Consider the following 17,473-nt stretch of genomic DNA (forward strand, 5'->3'; position numbering starts at 1 on the left):
AGAAGCCGAAGCCAGGGCAGAGGCGGATGTGGCGGTGGAAGACATGGCGACTCCGGTCAGGCGGGCTGTGCCACGGCTTTTGCGGGCCGGGCCGGCCGCTGGATCAGCAGCACCAGGCCGGCCGCCAGCAGGCAGGCCGCACCCGCCGCGTAGAGCGCCGGGGTGTAGGTCAGCAGCAGCGTGCGCGTGAGGCCCGCGCCCCAGGCCGCCACGGCCGCGCCGATTTGGTGGGCCGCGAAAATCCACCCGAAGACGAGTCCGACCTTTTGCGGGCCGAACGTGGCGCCGGCCAGCTTGACGGTGGGCGGCACGGTGGCGATCCAGTCCAGCCCGTAGAACATGGCGAACAGGCCCAATCCGTAGAACGTGAACTCGGAATGCGGCAGCCAGAACAGCGACAGGCCACGCAAGCCGTAGTACCAGAACAGCAGCTTGCGGTTGTCGTACCGGTCGGACAGCCAGCCCGACAGGACCGTGCCCACGAAATCGAACGCGCCCATCATCGCCAGTACCGATGCGGCGGGCACGGCGCCCATGCCGTTGTCCGCGCACAGCGAAATGAAGTGGGTCTGCAGCAGCCCGTTGTTGGACAAACCGCAGATGAAGAAGGTGGCGAACAGAATCCAGAACGTGCCGCTGCGCGATGCCTCGGCCAATGCCTTGAATGGCGTGGCGAAGTTCATCGCCATGGCCGGTGGCGGGGGCGTCGCCGCGGCCGGCGCCGTGTCGCCATAGGCTGCCAGTCCCAGGTCCGACGGGCGGTTGCGCACGAAGGCCAGCGCCAGCATGCCCACTGCCGCGCAGGCGATGAAGATCGGCGCGATGGCGGAGCGCCAACCCCAGTGTTCGATCATCCAGGCCGCGAAGGGCAGGAAAGCCAGTTGCCCCGTCGCTGCGCTGGCCGTCAGCAGCCCGACGACCAAACCGCGCCGTGCGACGAACCAGCGGTTGGCCACCACCGCGCCCAGAACCAGCGCCGTCAGGCCGGTGCCCAGGCCCAGCAGCAGGCTCCACAGAACGAACAATTGCCACAGCTGGCTGGCCAGCGTGACCAGCGCCATGCCGGTGCCCACCAGAGCGAGGCCCAGGCACATCACCGCCCGCAGGCCCCACCGCTCCATCAGCACGGCGGCGAACGGCCCCATCAGCCCGAACAGCGCAAAACGCAATGCCAGCGCGGTGGAGATCTGGTCCGTCGTCCAGCCGAACTCCCTGGACAGCGGCTGCAACATTGCGCCCGGCAGGCCCAGCGCCGCAGACATCGTCAGCATGGTCAGGAAGGTGATGCCGGCCACCAGCCAGCCGTAGTGGATGCCATGGCGCTGCAGCCAGCGTGCGGCGGATTGGGACAGCATGGGCGGGCCTTTGGTTGAAGAAGGTGTGGGGTGATAGCGGGGATGCCGTTCGGTCGAAACCGATCAGGGCTGCACGCCAGCAGCCGCGCCGACATCCAGCAAGCGCACCGTTTCGTCGAGCAGCGCGTGCAGGGCTGCCACGTGCGCCACGCCCAAGCGCTCGTTCAGCGCCTCTTGCGCAATGCGCCAATGGCGCTGCGCCTCCTGGCGCTTGGCGCGGCCCGATTCGGTGAGCTGCACGCTGCGGCTGCGGGCGTTGTCTCCCGCCGCCACCTCCACCCAGCCCGCGTCCTGAAGCGGCCGGAGGTTGCGGGTGAGCGTGGACGCGTCCATGCGCATGGCACGCGCCAGATCGCCCGGCCGCACGGGGCCCAGGTTCTGGATGTGCGAGAGCAGCGAATACTGCGTGGTCTTCAGCCCGGTCTTGCCGACCTCGGTGTCGTAGTGCTGCGTGACCAGGCGGGTGACCTGGCGCAGTTTGAGGTTCGTACAGCCTCGGGGTTTCTGGGGTGCATCCATGGCATATGATTGTATCTACAACAATTGCAGGTGCAATCAAAGGAGATGCCGATGGCGAAAGAAGACACCCTGGCGCAGTGGCTTGCGCAGGAACAGGCCGTGATGGAGCGAATGAACGCGGGCCCAGGTGCCGGCGTTGCCACGCCGGCGCAGATCGCCGGCAAGACCGGGCTGGAGGTCATGCAGTCCATGCTGGCCGGCCAACTGCCCTACCCGCCCATCGCGCAGACGCTGGACTTTTTGCTCATCGAAGTGGACGACGGCGCGGCCATCTTCCAGGGCACGCCAGGCACGGCCCACCTCAACCCCATGGGCACGGTGCATGGCGGCTGGTTCGCCACCCTGCTCGACTCCGCCCTGGGCTGCGCCGTGCACACGCGCATGCCGGTGGGGCGCGGCTACACCACGGCCGAGCTGAGCGTGAACATCGTCAAGGCCCTCACGCCCAAGGTGCCGCGCGTGCGCGCCCAAGGCCGCGTGATCCACTGCGGCCGCCAGTTGGCCACCGCCGACGCCCGGCTGGTGGGACCGGACGGCACGCTCTACGCCCACGCCACGACGACGTGCCTGGTCTTCGAGATGCCGGCACAATCGCGGGCATGAGATTCCTCCACACGATGCTGCGCGTTGGCAACCTCCAGCGCTCGATTGATTTCTACACCAACGTCCTGGGCATGCAGCTGCTGCGCCAGTCCGAGAACCCTGAGTACAAATACTCGCTGGCCTTTCTGGGCTTCGACGGCGGCAACCCCGGCCAGGCCGAGATCGAGCTGACCTACAACTGGGGCACCGAAAGCTACGACCTGGGCACGGCCTACGGCCACATCGCCCTGGGCGTGCCGGACGCCTATGCGGCCTGCGAAAAGATCAAGGCCGCCGGCGGCAACGTCACGCGCGAGGCGGGGCCGGTCAAGGGCGGCACGACGGTGATCGCGTTCGTCACCGACCCCGATGGCTACAAGATCGAGCTGATCGAACGCAAGAACGACGTGGGCGCGGGAACCGGTTTGCGCTGACGGCGGACTGATCGCTATATTTTTGATAGCGCAATGCCCTAGTGAAACATGCGCTGGGCACCGATTTGACCTGGATCGAAAAACCACCGAGTGGACGGGCGGCATGATCCGCTTTCCTGGCCCATCGGCCCCTGCCTGCCCGTCCGCGCGGGCAGGCTTGGCCTTGGGCTCCAGCGGCTAGGTCTGCCGCTTGCGGGCCCACCGTGCCACCCACGGGCACGCCGCCACGGCCACCAGGGCCACCACCGCGCCGGTCAGCGCCACGCTGCCCACACCCCAGAGCGAAATGCTGGCGCCCCCCAGCATGGCGCCCAGCGCGATCCCGCCATTGGCCGCCGACACGTTGACCGTTCCGGCCAGCGCCTGCGCATCCGGCGCCGACTTCATCACCCGCAGCTGGCAGATCGGATAGAGCGCCGTATTGGCCACGCCCCAGACCGCCAGCGCGGCGACCAACCCAAGGGGTTGTCGCGCCAACCACATGACCGCCACCATGCCCACCGCCAGCATCGCGCTGAACGCGGCCGTCGTCGCCAGGGGCCTGCGATCCACCCACAGGCCGCCCAGCCAGTTGCCGATCAAACCCACCGCGCCAAAGCCCATCAGCCACCAGCCCACCTGCGATGACGGCACCTGCGCCACCTGCTCCAGCAGCTCGGCCAGGTAGGTATAGCCGGTGAACATCGCGGTGAACACCACCACGGACAGCACCGCATTGGCGATGAACGCCGGATGGCGCAGCAGGCGTGCCTGCGCCGCCAAGCCCACGCGCTGGCCGGCTTTCATGCGGGGCATGGCCATCTGCAGCAGCGCGGCCACCGCCAGTGACAGGGCCGCCAGGATCCAGAAGGCAGCGCGCCACCCCACCGCATCGCCGACCAGGGTGCCCAGCGGAATGCCGAACAGCATGGCGCCCGAGATGCCCAGGTAGACTGTCGACACCGCCCTCCCCGCCCGCTGCGGCCCGGCCAGTTGCGCGGCGGTCTCGCTGGCCGTGCCCCAGAACACGGGCAAGGCCAGAGCCGGCACGATGCGCGCGATCGCCAAAACCCAGAGATTGGGCGCCATCGCCGCGACGACATTCGACACGGCAAAAAGCACCAGCACCGCCACGAACAGGCGCTTGCGCTCGATGTGGCCCAGCCACGCCGTCAGCACCGGCCCGCACAGCATCACCACCACGGCGAAGAGCGTCACCAACTGGCCGGCCGTGGAAACGGACACACCCAGATCCCGGGCCAATGCCGGCAGCAACCCCACCATCAGGAATTCGGTGGTCACGATCACGAACGCGGCCACCGCCAGGACGACGATGGACGATGCCCCGGCTTTCGTGCCGGTGGGTTCGGTGGTGATGGGTTCTGTGGCGAGCGTGGGCATACGGATGGGGATGACGATGGGAAAAGCCTTCTTCTGGCTGATCCGCCAGCTTATTCAATCCAGGGTTTCTTCTGTTGGATGCTTTTTCCTGATTCAATGGAGGAAAATTCTGCAATCGCCCCTCAGGAGTGCCCCGCCATCGTGAACAGCTCGGAACGCCTCAAAGGCATTGACGTGTTTGTCGCCGTCGCCGCTGCCGGCAGCTTCGCGGCCGCGGCAGACCGGCTGAACCTCACCGGTTCCGCCGTCGGAAAATCCATCGCACGGCTGGAGGCGCGGCTGAGCACCCGGCTGTTCGAGCGCACCACCCGCAAGCTGCAGTTGACCGACGCCGGCACCGCCTTCCACCGGGTTTGCCTGCGCGTGCTGGAAGACATCGAATCGGCCGAACGCGTGCTGGCATCCGACACCGCCGAGCCGTCCGGCCGCCTGCGCGTGGACGTGCCCGCCACCTTCGGCCGCCGCCAGGTCATGGCCTGGCTCATGGCCTTCGCGGTGGATCACCCCGCGGTGCAATTGCACGTCTCGTTCACCGACCGCTTCGTGGACGTGGTGGATGACGGCATCGATGTCGCCGTGCGCATCGGCGGCGCCGACACCTGGCCCGCCAACCTGGGGCACCGGTTCCTCGGCAAGGAGCGCCTGATCTTCTGCGCCTCACCCGCCTATCTGGAGCGCAAGGGCGTGCCCGCCACGCTGGACGACCTGCTGCTGTCCTCGCACGACGCGATCACCTACGGCCGCGCGGACGGCACGGCAAGCCCCTGGCTCATTTCCCAGGGAGCCAGCCCGACCGAGCGGCGCGCGGTGGACAGCCGCATCGTCGTGGGCGATGGGGAGGCGCAGCTCGACGCCGTGGTGGCGGGCCTGGGTGTCGCGCAACTGGCGACCTGGCTGGCGGGGGACGCGCTGCGTGCAGGGCAGTTGGTGCCGATCCTGCCGGACTACGATCTGGAGGGATTACCGCTGCACATCGTGTGGCCGCGCAGCAAGCGGCTGCTGCCGAAGGTGGATAGCTTGCTGGGCCACTTGGCGGAGCAGTTGCGCGTGCGTTGAAATGGGATTCATGCGGGGAGCGGTCTCGAGCAATACGAGGGGTTAGGCCCACTACCGCTTTTCAGCTTTGACGTGTGGGTTGTCGGCTGCGCAGCGAGGCTGTGTGATAACGCGCGGAGAACTTGCCCCACTGCAGCGCTACTTGAGGCCCACAGTGGTTTACTCGAATTGGCCGAGTCTGCGATTCGTCTGAGTGGTCTTTGAGATGCCCTCGGGCCACCGATTCCCGCTTACAAAGACCCTTTCGGACTCCTATGCGCCCGAGAGGCGCATTGCCTTCATTGTGTTTTCGAAGCCTAGAATACGGAGCGCGCGTTTGAAGTTGTACGCCAACACGCTCAGGCTCATTTCGGTGGTCACGTTCTCAATGCCTCGGGTCAGGAAGTGCGTCCAGCCCATCCAGTGCTTGAGGATGCCGAAGACATGCTCGACTGTGCTTTTGCGCACCGTCATGGCGTGAGGCATCCGGTCCAACCGTTGCTGAACCCTCCTCCTCGTGTCCCATCGCCTGATGCGCCTGTACTGACTCGTTGTGCATTGCGCTTTCATGGCGCAGGTGGGGCAGGCGCTGCACCAGTAGATGCTGATCTGCAATCCAGCTTCTTCTCGGCTGAAGCGGCGGATCGCTCGCTGGCCCGCTGGACATTAGTACTCATCGTCGCGAGCGACACAGATGAAGTCGGTTTTATCGAACCGGCCTTCGAATCTGGCATTGGATGTCATGGGCTTGGGAACAAGCGCGGCAACGCCAGCATCCTCGCAAGTCTTGAGTCCAGGGCCGCTTTAGTAGCCACGGTCGGCGCGGGATGGTACGAGGGCCTGCCGGTTGCAGCCGGTGTTGCACCATGGAACCCCAGGGCCGCCAGGTCCAACTCGTTGATGAAGGCATCAACGATTCGAACCGTGTTGTCCTGTGCAATGAAGTCATCCAGGCTCTCTGGCAGCAATGTGACCTGATGCCGGTCCTGACCCTCGATGTATCTGGACATATTGATACCGGTGTCCAAGATGCCGACAGACTTTACTGGTCCATCCGGCAAGCCGCGAAAAGGGTTTTCATACAGCCTCTAGCGGTTGCTGACATGTACTCGGGCAGCATGAATGTGCACAACAAATCAGCAAGCCGCCGGGCACACGCGCGACTCAAGCACAGCAGCAACAAGCTGCCGCATTTAGGCGAACTTGTATGCACGGCGTGCAAGACGCACATCAATTGAGTATCAGATCCTGTTCCTCCGGGGCATCACCAACGGCAATAGGCCCGTTGAAGGAAAAACCGATGTAGACGTGAGTGAGCCCGGTCCCGACGCGAGAGCCGTTACGTAGCGGGGCGTCGAGTTGCAGCTCAGGGATAGAAATCATCCCTTTGCTATTTACATACCTCGCGGTTCCCTGAACTCTCCGTGCATTGCCATTGCTGTCCTGGAAGTAGGCGCGAATGTCATTGGGTTTGTGATTTGTTGCGCTGTCGCGCCGCAATTGCGCAAATTCTGCGTTCGACTCGGTGCTTTCGCCCAAATGAAAATATGCGACTGCGAGAAAGAACCTCCTCAGTGCATCGTCTCTAAACTTCGGATTATTCAGAACATCGAGCAAATCGTCCCTAAATGCCTCCCAATTTACTTTTTTGAGACCGTGCAATTTCCATCTGATCATCAGATCTATACGGACAGCCAATAGACTCGCAGATGGATAGGCTTTGGCCTGCTCGATCTGCTCCATGCATTCGTTGAGATAGTCATTGACCTCGTTGAAGTCTTTACCCTTTCCACTCGTTCTTGCCTCTACAAGAAGGCGGCGGGCAGCGAGCTCAAATCCAGTCTGCCGACCGCTTTTTGAAAAGATATCTTGAGCTAAGGTTCTAAGCTGACTTGCGTCAGGAATCAGTCCTAGGATCCTACGCTGCAGATCCTCAAGCATTCCCAACGTTTTGTTGTACTGAAAAGAAGCTCTCGCCTTTGCTCCTACTGTCTGATAAGCTTTTTCGATTTCCTCGAAAGCATCGATGGTGAATTTATCTGCCGTCTCACGGTCCTGCTTCTGCGCGGCCAATTGAGCGGCTTCAACTAGTAAGTTGGCTGCAACATGCGAACCATGAGCATTGAAGAAAGTGGGGCTTGAAGCTAGGTGAAGATGGTGTCTAACGCGTTCGGCGCCTTGATTCCAATCGAGCATCCCGCCTCGAATCTGGGCGAGGGTTGCAGCAGCCATAGATGCATGAATATGCTCTCTAGGCGCATCGCGATCTGATCCTGAGGCTGCTGAGCTATGTAGGGCTTTCTCCAGTTGCCTGTATGCCGTACCATCCTTGGGGCCCTTGTCTTGGATCCAGATACCGAAATGATGCTCGATTAACCGATCCTCGGTCGCTAAGCCTGCCAACGCAGCCTCATATAGATCGCGTCCTTGCTCATAGGTAAAGATATCCGTGATCTTCGATCTTGCACGAACGAGAATATCAATCACAAAGTTCCGATACTTTCCGGCATTGATTGAATCAGAAATTAGCGACTTTAGGACGCGAGCTTCGCCATTGTGTCCGTGCAAACCACCGTTCACGAGATCAATAAGGACTCGCGTTACGATTTCATTTCTCGTGAAGTAGACAACCGTTGAGCCGTCTTCAGACATCGTGTCGTACAGTAGTCCCCAAAGAGGACGGCCTTTCTCAAGAGACCCGATCCACTCAGAGTAATCGATGCCCAATGCATTTACCAAGATCTCGATGGGTAGGCCGATATCGAGGCGGCTGCACACCGTGACGAACTCATAAGCTTTGTGTGCGACTACTCCGTTAACGTGAGTTCGCTGGGCGAGATCGGCAACGGGCAGTAGCTCGCCAAGCCTGAAATACTCACTCTTCAGAGATTCTGCTAACTGTGACTTGGTCTCAGGAATGAGATACCAGAGGCTACAAAGGATGTCGCGAGCATTCTTGCTGTAGACAGTCCGAACCAATTCATGACCGCGCTCAATTGTGGCTACAGCATCAATCTTGTGAAGCGTCACTGCAAGGCGATCCAACTCCCCATCAGATAGCTCAAACGGGATGTCGATCTCTTTGTGCGCCATCGCCGTCGCTACCGTTGATCGAAGATCGATTACATAGCGATCTGTGTTTCTCAGACTGACTACCAGAACGGCCGGAATCGGAGATTTTTCCAGAGCAACAAGAGCATCAGATGCATCTATACGAAGGCCCCACGGGTCATCACACATCAGCACCAACTTCTTGTAATGGCCCTGGTACTCCTTGTTGAGCAATGCAAATGCTGACGGAAGCCATTCTCGGAAAGTTTTGATCCATCCGCCTGCGTCGATGCGACGACACCAGCACACAAGCGTCGAGTCACTAGCAACTTCCAGCGCCACACGCTTCGCGATACTGGTTTTCCCGACGCCAGCCTCACCTACTAGCATGTACAGGCGAGGATGCCCAACGGTGGACAGATCTGTTTGCGCCCGGACTTCAGAAACTATCTGATCAGTGCAGTCACGCCTTAGATCGAGTGCGGCTTCAAAAGGCTTCCAATCCAAAGCGGCTGGCCGGAAGAGGCTATCGATAGCGACTGGCAGCTCCATGCGACTTAAACTTAAAGGCGCGATCCCAGCAGGAGGTACAACTGCAATGGGGGAGTCGTACCGAGAAGCGGCATCCTGCATTGCGCGGAGGGCACTCTTTTGCTGACCTATCGATGCGCGCTTTGATCCCGGGAGGTTTGCACGTCCGACACGTTCGGATAGATCGCGTATGTCAGCGTCAATCAACGCAACATCGAATTTCTTTAATAGACCCTTGATGGTGGGATCTTGAAGACATGGATCATTTTTCAAAAGCCTAAGCTTGGTGACACGTGGACTGGCTTGGCCTGCGAGTAATGCGAGTGCATCGCGGAGTCGCTGCACTGTTGAAGAGAATCCGAGAATTACCAAAGGAGCTTCTCGTAGGTAGTTAGCGATACTCCGAATGAGAGTCGGCCACACCTGCCTTCTGAGCGCGAGGTCAACGTCGCTTAGGCAAACACACGAGTCTTCTGCTGCGTTGGTCGCATTACCTAGTAGCTTGTAAATCGGATAAGACCGCGCGGGTGGAGTAATCGACGTGTGGTCGATGATTGTCACCGCTCTTGAGGAGGGCTGAGAGTCCGCGTAGTTTCTAAGCGCTTCCTCTAACAGTAAGTCCTCAGTCAAAGACACGTAAGCAGACCAACCAGCACGCACAAGGTGGCGAAGATCCAAGGAAGGCTCAATGCCTTTGATCTTTAAAACTAGCTCATCCCTGATCAATTCTTGTTTATCAGGTCTTCTCTCAAACGCCGCATCGACAGCGGCAGGATAGTCCGAATCGCTGGCGTCTCTAGGCAATAGATCCACCAAGCCGAGCTTGTCAAAAACCGTATGAAACTCGTTTGCGAGGATACCCGGCGCTCGGGTTACCCCAGGGCCAAACAGCAGCCCTGGGCGCATAGTAAGAGAAGCAAGTTCCTCCCCAAATTGGTCAAGGCCGATTTCTTTCACACCGGTTCCTCTTAGAAAGTTTTCTCGTGCATCTTGAACGTTCCACTGGCTCCCCACTCTTCGAATCCCGAGAGTTTGAGCCCATCAATCTGGCTGATGATGCTTGAGAAAAGATCGCAGATCGCGCAAGCGAAGCCCCAGTCCGTGCGTTCGAATGCCCGGATTCGAACTTTGGTGCCGTCGGAGGTGGGAAATGCTAATAGGTTCTTTCCCAGCACTACGCAGGTGGGATAAAGATTTCGTTCCTTGTCTGGATCAAGTATCTCAGTCAATGTGCTTGCCAGCGTTGCGACGGCAGATTCCAGAGTTCTGGACGCATCAAGATCGTAGAAGAATATTCCACTCCATAGATTCTCAGCCGCTGGCTTCTCAGGCATGGCGAGCGCTCGGGATTCTTTGGTGTTTTGCAAAGCATCCCTTAAGGCATCGGTGCTGTAGCTGGACTTGATCTCTAGAGTTGCAAGTACTGATGCCGGATCAACAATGCTAATTCCGCCTTCAGCAAAATAGGGAAGATGTATGCGGCCACTGTAGACAAGAATGTCCACCTCGCGGGAGCATTGCCTGTCTTCGGACGCAGACCGTATAAAGCCAGTCGAGCACACGACCTCGCTAGGTAGGTAGCGCTTTAAGAAGTCGCGCAGAATCTCTTCTTTGTGGTGCCCGTCAGATAGCCAGTGCGCATCTCCGATTAAAAGGCGCACACGGTTTTGCCTTGCGGCCAGTTCTAATCCCCAAGACTCCAGGTAAGCGCCAACACTCGGCGCAGATGCCTTTTGCATTGCTCCCCCTCTTGATGATTGTTTAGGCCGGAGGCTGAGTGCTAGCGTTTCCTTGCTAGACAAGCTTCACAGTTACAGGTCGAGTCTAAATTCAGGTCGCATTTTTAAAGCCGTAGCTATCGAACTCTCGCGCACTACGCTCCATTATTCCCCCTTCGTAAGCGCCGGGAACTGACCGGCGCTGTCAGCTTTCCAGTGCGGGTGTGTCCAAAACCTAGCGTGGCTTCGTCGCGGGCATCCGGCAATTTCCGGATAACGTTTATGAGCGATTTCACATCGACCTCCAAGGTGACCCAGTCGCATGAAATCGGCTGGATATGAGCTCTGCCACCGATACTTCAATGCTCGCTGGCAGGAGGATAGTACCTGTTCGCTGGGACGAGAACGAACAGCCGCGTCCAACCTAAACCAGCTGATCAGAAGCCGTGGCAATTGCTAGCTCCCAGCTGGTCGCTGTCGTGGTAGCAATTGTTTGCCGGATACGGAGATAGCTGCGGCGATCAAAAATAAACCGCCACCCTCCGACTGTTTTTGGGACAGCGGCGAGCACCTACCCGTAAGCGCCAGCAGCCCATTCGAATCAAACCTTCGCGCGCAGCGCCACGGCCCCCCGCGCCAACTCGGTCACCCTCGCCCAATCCCCTTGCGCCAGCGCATCCCCTGGCACCAGCCACGACCCGCCCACGCAGGCCACATTCCCCAGCGCCAGAAACTCCGCCGCATTGCCCGGCTGGATCCCGCCCGTGGGGCAGAAGACCACATCGCCGAACGGCCCTTGCCACGCCTTGAGCATGGCCAGGCCGCCGGCCTGAACGGCGGGGAAGAACTTCAGCGCGTTGAAGCCTTCTTCCTGAGCCATCATGATTTCGCTGCCCGTTGCCACGCCGGGCAGCAGCGGCAGCCCCAGGTCGCGGCAGGCGCGGCCGACCGCGGGGGTGAAGCCCGGGCTCACCGCAAAGCGGGCCCCGGCGCGCGCGGCGGCCTGGGCGTCGGCCGCGCTGCGCACGGTGCCGGCGCCGACCACCGCTTCGGGCACGTCGCGGGCGATGGCTTCCATGCAGGCCAGGGCCTGCGGGGTGCGCAGCGTCACCTCCAGCATGCGGATGCCACCAGCCACCAGGGCGCGGGCCATGGGCACGGCGTGGGCCACATCGTTCAGCACGATGACCGGGATGACCGGCGCGTCGCGCATGACCTGTACGGCGGTGAAGGCCGCGTTGCCGTGGTTCTGCTGGTTGGTGTCGTCGTCGTTCACAGCCACGAGCAGGCTCCCTCTTCTGCGCTGAGCGCGTTGCGCCGGAATCCGGCAAACAGTTCACGGCCCCAGCCGTGGGCGTTGTCTTCGGCCTGTGCGGGCGGCAGCACGGCGGGCGGGCGGGCCTGCCAGGTGGCGGCATCGACCAGCACGTCGAGCGTGCCCGCCACGGCGTCCAGCCGGATGATGTCGCCGTCCTGCACCCGCGCCAGCGCGCCGCCGGCGTTGGCTTCGGGCGAGACGTGGATGGCCGCGGGCACCTTGCCCGATGCGCCGCTCATGCGGCCATCGGTCACCAGCGCCACGCGGTAGCCCTTGCCTTGCAGCACGGCCAGGGGCGGGGTCAGCTTGTGCAGCTCGGGCATGCCGTTGGCCTGCGGCCCTTGCCAGCGCACCACGCAGATCACGTCGCGGTCCAGCTGCCCGGCCTGGAAGGCGGCCTGCAGTTCGGCCTGCGAGCCGAACACGGCGGCGGGCGCCTCGACCACGTGGCGGTCTTCCGGCACCGCAGAGACCTTGATCACGCTGCGCCCCAGGTTGCCCTGCAGCAGCTTGAGGCCGCCGGTGGCGCTGAACGGCGCGGTGGCCGGGCGCAGCACGCCGTCGTCGCCGCTGGCGCCGATGTCGGTCCAGCCCAGGCGCCCTTCGGCGTCGCCATGGGGCAGCCGGGTGTATTCGCGGATGCCGCCGGGCCGCACGGTGAGCACGTCTTCGTGCATCAGGCCGGCATCGAGCAGTTCGCGCAGCACGTAGCCCGGGCCTCCCGCGGTCTGGAACTGGTTCACGTCGGCGCTACCGTTGGGGTACACGCGGGCCAGCAGCGGCACGGCGTGCGACAGCGCGGCGAAGTCGTCCCAGTCGATGACGATGCCGGCCGCACGCGCCACGGCCACCCAGTGGATGAGGTGGTTGGTGGAGCCGCCCGTGGCGAGCAAGGCCGACATGGCGTTGACGATGGCGCGCTCGTCGATCACCTTGCCGATGGGCGGGCACGCGGGGCCGAGCACGGTGCGTGCCGCCTCGCGGGTCAGTTCCTGCCGCAGCGCCTGGCCGGGGTTGATGAAGGCGGTGCCGGGCACGTGCAGGCCCATGGCTTCCAGCAGCATCTGGTTGCTGTTGGCGGTGCCGTAGAACGTGCAGGTGCCTTCGCTGTGGTAAGCGGCGGATTCGGCGGCCAACAGTTCGGCGCGGCCCACCAGGCCTTGCGCGGCCTGCTCGCGCACCTTGGCCTTGGCGTTGTTCGACAGGCCCGAGGTCATGGGGCCGGCCGGCACGAAGACGGTGGGCAGGTGGCCGAACTGCAGCGCGCCGATGAGCAGGCCGGGCACGATCTTGTCGCACACGCCCAGCATGAGCGCGGCGTCGAACACGTCATGGCTCAGGGACACCGCCGTGGCCATGGCGATCACGTCGCGGCTGAACAGGCTCAGCTCCATGCCGGGCGTGCCCTGCGTGACGCCGTCGCACATGGCGGGCACCCCGCCGGCGACCTGCGCGGTGGCGCCGTGCTTTCGGACTTCGTCCTTGATCAGATCGGGGTAGTGCTGCAGCGGCGCGTGGGCCGAGAGCATGTCGTTGTAGGCATTGACGATGCCAACGTTGGGTGCCTTCTGGGCCACCACGCGCAGCTTGTCGTTGCCGGGCATGCCGGCGAAGGCGTGCGCCACGTTGGCGCAACCCAGTCGGTCGGCACCGCGGTCGCGGTGTGCATGGGCTTCGAGCTGGGCAAGGTAGGCGGCGCGGGTGGGCGCGCTGCGCTCGCGGATGCGCCGGGTAACGGCTTCAACGGTGTCGTGGATGGGCATGCTGGCGGGTGTTGGCAACGGGCTGGCGGAGCGCCCATGGTAAACCCGCAGGCCGCTCCGTCTGTAGGCAAAGGGCATGTGTCGGCCCGCCCCGGCCCGTGGCCGCGGGGCGAGCCCATGCGTGCCGGGTTACTGCGCGCCGCGCGCCTGCTTGACGGCCGCGTTCACCGCGTCCCAGGTTTCCTGGCCGACCGATTTGGCGATGCCGGTGTTCACGCTGGCGAGCTTCTCGCGCATGCGGTTGGCTTCCGAGCCGGGCAGTTCGTTGACCTGCATGCCCTTGGTCTTGAGGTCGGCCAGGGCCTTGGCGGCTTCTTCGCGCGTGTCCTTGCGCTCGAAGTCGCGGCTCTTGACGGCGGCGTCCTGCAGCACCTTCTTTTCGGCGGCGGAGAGGGTGTCCCACCACTTCTTGCTGACGGTGACGATCCACGGGCTGTACACGTGGTTGGTCACCGTGAGGTACTTCTGCACTTCGTAGAACTTGCTGGACACCACCGTGTTGAACGGGTTCTCCTGCCCATCGACCGCGCGCGTTTCCAGGGCGGTGAACAGTTCCGAGAACGGCAGCGGCACGGCGTTGGCGCCCAGGGCCTTGAAGCTGTCCAGGAACACGTTGTTCTGCATCACGCGCAGCTTGATGTCGCCCAGGTCTTCCAGCTTGTTGACGGGGCGCTTGCTGTTGGTGAGGTTGCGAAAGCCGTTCTCCCAGTAGACCAGCCCGACCATGCCCTTGGGCTCCAGCTTGGCCTTGACCTTTTCGCCGACCGGGCCGTCGAGCACGGCATCGGCCTCCTTCACGTTGTTGAAGAGGAACGGCGTGTCCCACACCGCCATCTCGGGTGCGATGCCCACCAGCGTGGCGGTGGAGCCCACCATCATCTCCTGCGCGCCGCCGATCAGCGCCTGCTGCATCTGGGTGTCGGAGCCCAGGGCGGCGTTGCCGATGGTGCGCACCTTCATCTTGCCGCCGGAGGCCTTCTCGACCTCCTGCGCGAACAGGCGCGCCGCGCGGCCCTGATTGGAATCGTCGACCAGGCCATAGCCGAAACGCACGAGGCGCGGCTTGAAGTCCTGGGCCTGGGCGGCCCCGGCGGCCACCAGTGCGGCCACCAGGCCGGCGAGAGCGAAACGGATACGCATGCTTGTCTCCTTGTATTGAAAGCGCTGAAGAGAGAGGGAAAACGAAACCATTGGAAATCGGGGCCGGCGGCGGCTCAGTGCAGCCAGCGCAGCGGGCCGGTGATCAGCACCGGGAACAGCACGAACAGCACCAGCAGCACCACGTACATCAGCAGGAACGGCGTGGTGCCCTTGATGACGGTCTCCATGCGCAGACCACCCACCCCCGCCACCACGTTCTGCACCGTGCCGACGGGCGGCGTGATGAGGCCGAGGGATCCCACATAGATGAACATGAAGCCGAAGTACACCGGATCGATGCCGGCCTTCACCGCCAGCGGCAGGCACACCGGCCCGAAGATCAGGATGGTGGGCGTCAGGTCCATGGCCGTGCCCACGACGAGCAGGAACAGCATCATCAGCGCCATGAACACGATGGGATTGCCCATCACCCCGGAGAAGCTGTCCGCCAGCATGGCGGGCAGGTCGGCCAGGGTGATCATGTAGGCCGTCACGGTGGCCGCGCCGCACAGGAACATCACCACGGCGGTGGTCTTGCCCGCTGCCAGGAACACCTCGTACAACTGGGCCCAGGTGAGTTCGCGGTAGACGAACATCGACACGAACAGGGCGTAGACCGCGGCCACCACGGCGGCTTCGGTCGGCGTGAAGATGCCGCCCTTGAGCCCGCCCAGGATGATGACCGGCATCATCATGGCCCAGAAGCTGTTGACCAGCGCCTTCATGCGCGCACCCCATTCCACGCGCTCCATGGACGGCAGCTGGTGCTTGCGGGCGATCCACCACCAGGCCAGGATCAGGAAGATGCCCATCATCAGGCCCGGAAACACCCCCGCCAGGAACAGCTTGCTGATGGAGGTGTTGGTCGTCACCCCGTAGATCACGAACGGCATCGACGGCGGAATGATCGGCGCGATGATGCCGCCCGATGCCAGCAGGCCCGCGCTGTAGCTGGGCGGGTAGTTCTGCTGGCGCATCATCGGCAGCAGGATGGTGGCCAGGGCCGCGGTGTCGGCGATGGCCGAGCCGCTCATCGAGGCCAGCAGCACCGCGGCGCCGATGGCCACGAAGCCCAGGCCTCCGCGGATGTGCCCCACGAAAGCGCGCGCCAGGTCGATGATGCGGCGCGACAGCCCGCCCGCATTCATCAGCTCGCCCGCCAGGATGAAGAACGGCACCGCCAGCAGCGGAAAGTTGTCGAAGCCGGCTTGCAGGTTCTGCGCGAGCAGCTGCGAGTCGAAGAAGTCCAGGTGCCACATCAGGGCCACGCCCGTCAGCACCAGCGCGTGGGCGATCGGCATGCCGATCACCATGCCGCCGATGAGCACCAGCAGAAAAATCGCGGTCACGATCATGTCCGGCCCCTTATTCGATGTCGCCCGCCGGGCCGGCCGGCGTGGGCGGCTCGCCGCGCAGCAGGTCGAACACCAGGGCCACCAGCAGGCCTGCCGCCAGCACCAGCGTGGCGGCTGCGGCCAGCGCCAGCGGGTAGCCGAGCACCGTGCTGTAGCTGCTCATGCCGGCCACCACCTGCTCCCACGAGCCCTTCAGCAGCAGCACCATGCACACCGCCACGAGCAACTGGCTCACCCAGAACAGGCCCTTGCGCGCCCCGCCCTTCACGCGCGAGGTGAGCATGTCGAAGCCCAGGTGCTTGCCTTCGAAGGCCGCGACGATGGAGCCCACCGCCACCAGCCACACGAACAGCAGGCGCGAGACCTCTTCGTACGACACGATGCTGGTGTGGAACACATAGCGCAGCACCACGTTGACGAACACCGCCACCACCATGCCGGCGAGCGCCAGCACCATGAACAGCTCGGCCAGCCGCTGCAGCGCCGGCTTGCGGCGGGGTGGCGCGTGCGGGGAAGAAGACGGGGCGGACGGGGCGGCCAGATCCCTCGTCGGCGGCTGCGGACTGCTCATGCGTTGTCTCCTGCCGCTGTGTCGCGGCCTGTTTTTTCGGGGGTGAAAGCCTCGGGGCCGCGCACCCAGGCCACGGCGTCCTGCACCAGCGTGGCGATGGGCTGCGTGGCATCGAGCGTCAGCACGCCGGGCTCGCCTTCGGGCGATTCCAGCGTGGCGAACTGGTCGGCCACCAGGGCGGGCGAAAAGAAGTGGCCGGGCCGCGACTGCACGCGCACCAGCGCTTCGTCATAGCCCAGCTTCAGGAAGACGAAGCCGAGCGCCGGGTGCGCCTCGCGCAGGCGGTCGCGGTATTTGCGGCGCAGCGCGGAGCAGGTCAGCACCACGCCCGGCCCGCCTTCGCTGGAGTCCAGCAACCGGGCCAGGCGGCCGAGCCAGCCGGCGCGGTCGGCATCGGTCAGCGGCGTGCCGGCCCGCATCTTGGCGATGCTCTCAGGGGCGTGGTAGGCGTCGCCTTCGTGCAGCGTCCAGCCCAGGGCCTGCGCGCAGGACTCACCGGCGCTGGATTTGCCGCAGCCCGACACGCCCATCACGACGATGGCCTGCGGGCGAAACATTGAGATAGCGCTATCCATTGAATTCGAAGAAATGCGGTGGGGCATGGCGCCGCACCGCGGGTGGTTGGGCCGGGTTTGCCGCACGCTACAGCGCCATCGGTCGCCGCATGCTTGTTTACCCTGTGAAAGATAGCGCTATCTTAGGAAACAATGCCACCCAGACT

Annotated in this window: 14 protein-coding genes and 2 pseudogenes; 3 read left to right on the forward strand and 13 right to left on the reverse strand. The window is 63.3% G+C overall.

Going from position 1 to position 17,473, the window contains the following annotated elements; genetic code table 11:
• Nucleotides 1–56 precede the first annotated feature (56 nt).
• The gene (locus tag AVME950_RS00625; RefSeq protein WP_284428358.1) at nucleotides 57–1,355 is read right to left on the reverse strand and encodes an MFS transporter; all 1,299 of its coding nucleotides are present in this window, start codon (nucleotides 1,353–1,355) and stop codon (nucleotides 57–59) included.
• A 63-nt stretch (nucleotides 1,356–1,418) separates the two neighbouring features.
• Nucleotides 1,419–1,874 (reverse strand): MarR family winged helix-turn-helix transcriptional regulator, encoded by a 456-nt coding sequence (locus tag AVME950_RS00630; RefSeq protein WP_284428359.1) that lies wholly within the window; start codon nucleotides 1,872–1,874, stop codon nucleotides 1,419–1,421.
• Nucleotides 1,875–1,925: 51 nt separating this feature from the next.
• Here AVME950_RS00630 and AVME950_RS00635 point away from each other — a divergent pair, with 51 nt between their 5' ends.
• Together AVME950_RS00635 and gloA are read left to right on the forward strand one after the other, a co-directional pair.
• Nucleotides 1,926–2,477, forward strand: a complete 552-nt coding sequence (locus tag AVME950_RS00635) for a PaaI family thioesterase (RefSeq protein WP_284428360.1) — start codon at nucleotides 1,926–1,928, stop codon at nucleotides 2,475–2,477.
• Nucleotides 2,474–2,890, forward strand: coding sequence for a lactoylglutathione lyase (gloA, locus tag AVME950_RS00640; RefSeq protein ID WP_284402030.1), 417 nt, complete (start codon nucleotides 2,474–2,476; stop codon nucleotides 2,888–2,890). The genes AVME950_RS00635 and gloA overlap by 4 nt, the downstream gene beginning before the upstream one ends.
• A 177-nt stretch (nucleotides 2,891–3,067) precedes the next feature.
• On the opposite strand, the gene AVME950_RS00645 is transcribed toward gloA, so the two are convergent.
• Nucleotides 3,068–4,270: an MFS transporter gene (locus tag AVME950_RS00645; RefSeq protein WP_284428361.1), complete on the reverse strand. Its 1,203-nt coding sequence runs from the start codon at nucleotides 4,268–4,270 to the stop codon at nucleotides 3,068–3,070.
• A gap of 96 nt (nucleotides 4,271–4,366) precedes the next feature.
• Here AVME950_RS00645 and AVME950_RS00650 point away from each other — a divergent pair, with 96 nt between their 5' ends.
• Nucleotides 4,367–5,326: a LysR family transcriptional regulator gene (locus AVME950_RS00650; RefSeq protein WP_284428362.1), complete on the forward strand. Its 960-nt coding sequence runs from the start codon at nucleotides 4,367–4,369 to the stop codon at nucleotides 5,324–5,326.
• A 252-nt stretch (nucleotides 5,327–5,578) separates the two neighbouring features.
• On the opposite strand, the pseudogene AVME950_RS00655 reads toward AVME950_RS00650, so the two are convergent.
• From AVME950_RS00655 to AVME950_RS00700, 10 genes and pseudogenes are all read right to left on the reverse strand, one after another.
• Nucleotides 5,579–6,127, reverse strand: a pseudogene (locus AVME950_RS00655) (transposase); the annotation flags it as partial.
• Nucleotides 6,127–6,315 (reverse strand): annotated as a pseudogene (locus tag AVME950_RS24350) (IS5/IS1182 family transposase); the annotation flags it as partial. The pseudogenes AVME950_RS00655 and AVME950_RS24350, both read right to left, overlap by 1 nt.
• A 220-nt stretch (nucleotides 6,316–6,535) precedes the next feature.
• A complete protein-coding gene (locus AVME950_RS00665) occupies nucleotides 6,536–9,844 on the reverse strand; it encodes a hypothetical protein (protein WP_284428363.1) in 3,309 nt (1,102 codons plus the stop codon).
• Nucleotides 9,845–9,855: 11 nt separating this feature from the next.
• Complete coding sequence (locus AVME950_RS00670) at nucleotides 9,856–10,626, reverse strand: DUF6602 domain-containing protein (protein ID WP_284428364.1); 771 nt, start codon at nucleotides 10,624–10,626, stop codon at nucleotides 9,856–9,858.
• 580 nt (nucleotides 10,627–11,206) lie between these two features.
• Complete coding sequence (gene eda / locus AVME950_RS00675) at nucleotides 11,207–11,881, reverse strand: bifunctional 4-hydroxy-2-oxoglutarate aldolase/2-dehydro-3-deoxy-phosphogluconate aldolase (RefSeq protein ID WP_284429541.1); 675 nt, start codon at nucleotides 11,879–11,881, stop codon at nucleotides 11,207–11,209.
• On the reverse strand, nucleotides 11,878–13,686 hold the full coding sequence (edd, locus tag AVME950_RS00680; protein WP_284428365.1) for a phosphogluconate dehydratase: 1,809 nt from the start codon (nucleotides 13,684–13,686) through the stop codon (nucleotides 11,878–11,880). The genes eda and edd overlap by 4 nt, the downstream gene beginning before the upstream one ends.
• A gap of 129 nt (nucleotides 13,687–13,815) precedes the next feature.
• Nucleotides 13,816–14,826: a TRAP transporter substrate-binding protein gene (locus AVME950_RS00685; RefSeq protein WP_284402011.1), complete on the reverse strand. Its 1,011-nt coding sequence runs from the start codon at nucleotides 14,824–14,826 to the stop codon at nucleotides 13,816–13,818.
• 74 nt (nucleotides 14,827–14,900) lie between these two features.
• Nucleotides 14,901–16,181, reverse strand: a complete 1,281-nt coding sequence (locus AVME950_RS00690; protein ID WP_284428366.1) for a TRAP transporter large permease — start codon at nucleotides 16,179–16,181, stop codon at nucleotides 14,901–14,903.
• Nucleotides 16,182–16,191: 10 nt separating this feature from the next.
• A complete protein-coding gene (locus AVME950_RS00695; protein WP_487090191.1) occupies nucleotides 16,192–16,752 on the reverse strand; it encodes a TRAP transporter small permease in 561 nt (186 codons plus the stop codon).
• Nucleotides 16,749–17,327 carry a gluconokinase gene (locus AVME950_RS00700; RefSeq protein ID WP_502869341.1) on the reverse strand — a complete coding sequence of 193 codons (579 nt, stop codon included), beginning with the start codon at nucleotides 17,325–17,327 and terminating at the stop codon, nucleotides 16,749–16,751. Before AVME950_RS00700 ends, AVME950_RS00695 begins: the two co-directional genes overlap by 4 nt.
• Between the last annotated feature and the right edge of the window lie 146 nt (nucleotides 17,328–17,473).

This window comes from Acidovorax sp. SUPP950, from assembly GCF_030158935.1.
Classification (GTDB): Bacteria; Pseudomonadota; Gammaproteobacteria; order Burkholderiales; family Burkholderiaceae_C; genus Paracidovorax.

Excerpts from the sequence above, each read along its gene's own strand:
- AVME950_RS00630 (WP_284428359.1), bottom strand. The coding sequence starts at position 1,874 with ATGGATGCACCCCAGAAACCCCGAGGCTGTACGAACCTCAAACTGCGC.
- AVME950_RS00645 (WP_284428361.1), bottom strand. The coding sequence starts at position 4,270 with ATGCCCACGCTCGCCACAGAACCCATCACCACCGAACCCACCGGCACG.
- AVME950_RS00635 (WP_284428360.1), top strand. The coding sequence starts at position 1,926 with ATGGCGAAAGAAGACACCCTGGCGCAGTGGCTTGCGCAGGAACAGGCC.
- gloA (WP_284402030.1), top strand. The coding sequence starts at position 2,474 with ATGAGATTCCTCCACACGATGCTGCGCGTTGGCAACCTCCAGCGCTCG.
- AVME950_RS00670 (WP_284428364.1), bottom strand. The coding sequence starts at position 10,626 with ATGCAAAAGGCATCTGCGCCGAGTGTTGGCGCTTACCTGGAGTCTTGG.
- AVME950_RS00695 (WP_487090191.1), bottom strand. The coding sequence starts at position 16,752 with ATGAGCAGTCCGCAGCCGCCGACGAGGGATCTGGCCGCCCCGTCCGCC.
- AVME950_RS00690 (WP_284428366.1), bottom strand. The coding sequence starts at position 16,181 with ATGATCGTGACCGCGATTTTTCTGCTGGTGCTCATCGGCGGCATGGTG.
- AVME950_RS00685 (WP_284402011.1), bottom strand. The coding sequence starts at position 14,826 with ATGCGTATCCGTTTCGCTCTCGCCGGCCTGGTGGCCGCACTGGTGGCC.
- edd (WP_284428365.1), bottom strand. The coding sequence starts at position 13,686 with ATGCCCATCCACGACACCGTTGAAGCCGTTACCCGGCGCATCCGCGAG.
- AVME950_RS00650 (WP_284428362.1), top strand. The coding sequence starts at position 4,367 with ATGGAGGAAAATTCTGCAATCGCCCCTCAGGAGTGCCCCGCCATCGTG.
- AVME950_RS00700 (WP_502869341.1), bottom strand. The coding sequence starts at position 17,327 with ATGGATAGCGCTATCTCAATGTTTCGCCCGCAGGCCATCGTCGTGATG.
- AVME950_RS00625 (WP_284428358.1), bottom strand. The coding sequence starts at position 1,355 with ATGCTGTCCCAATCCGCCGCACGCTGGCTGCAGCGCCATGGCATCCAC.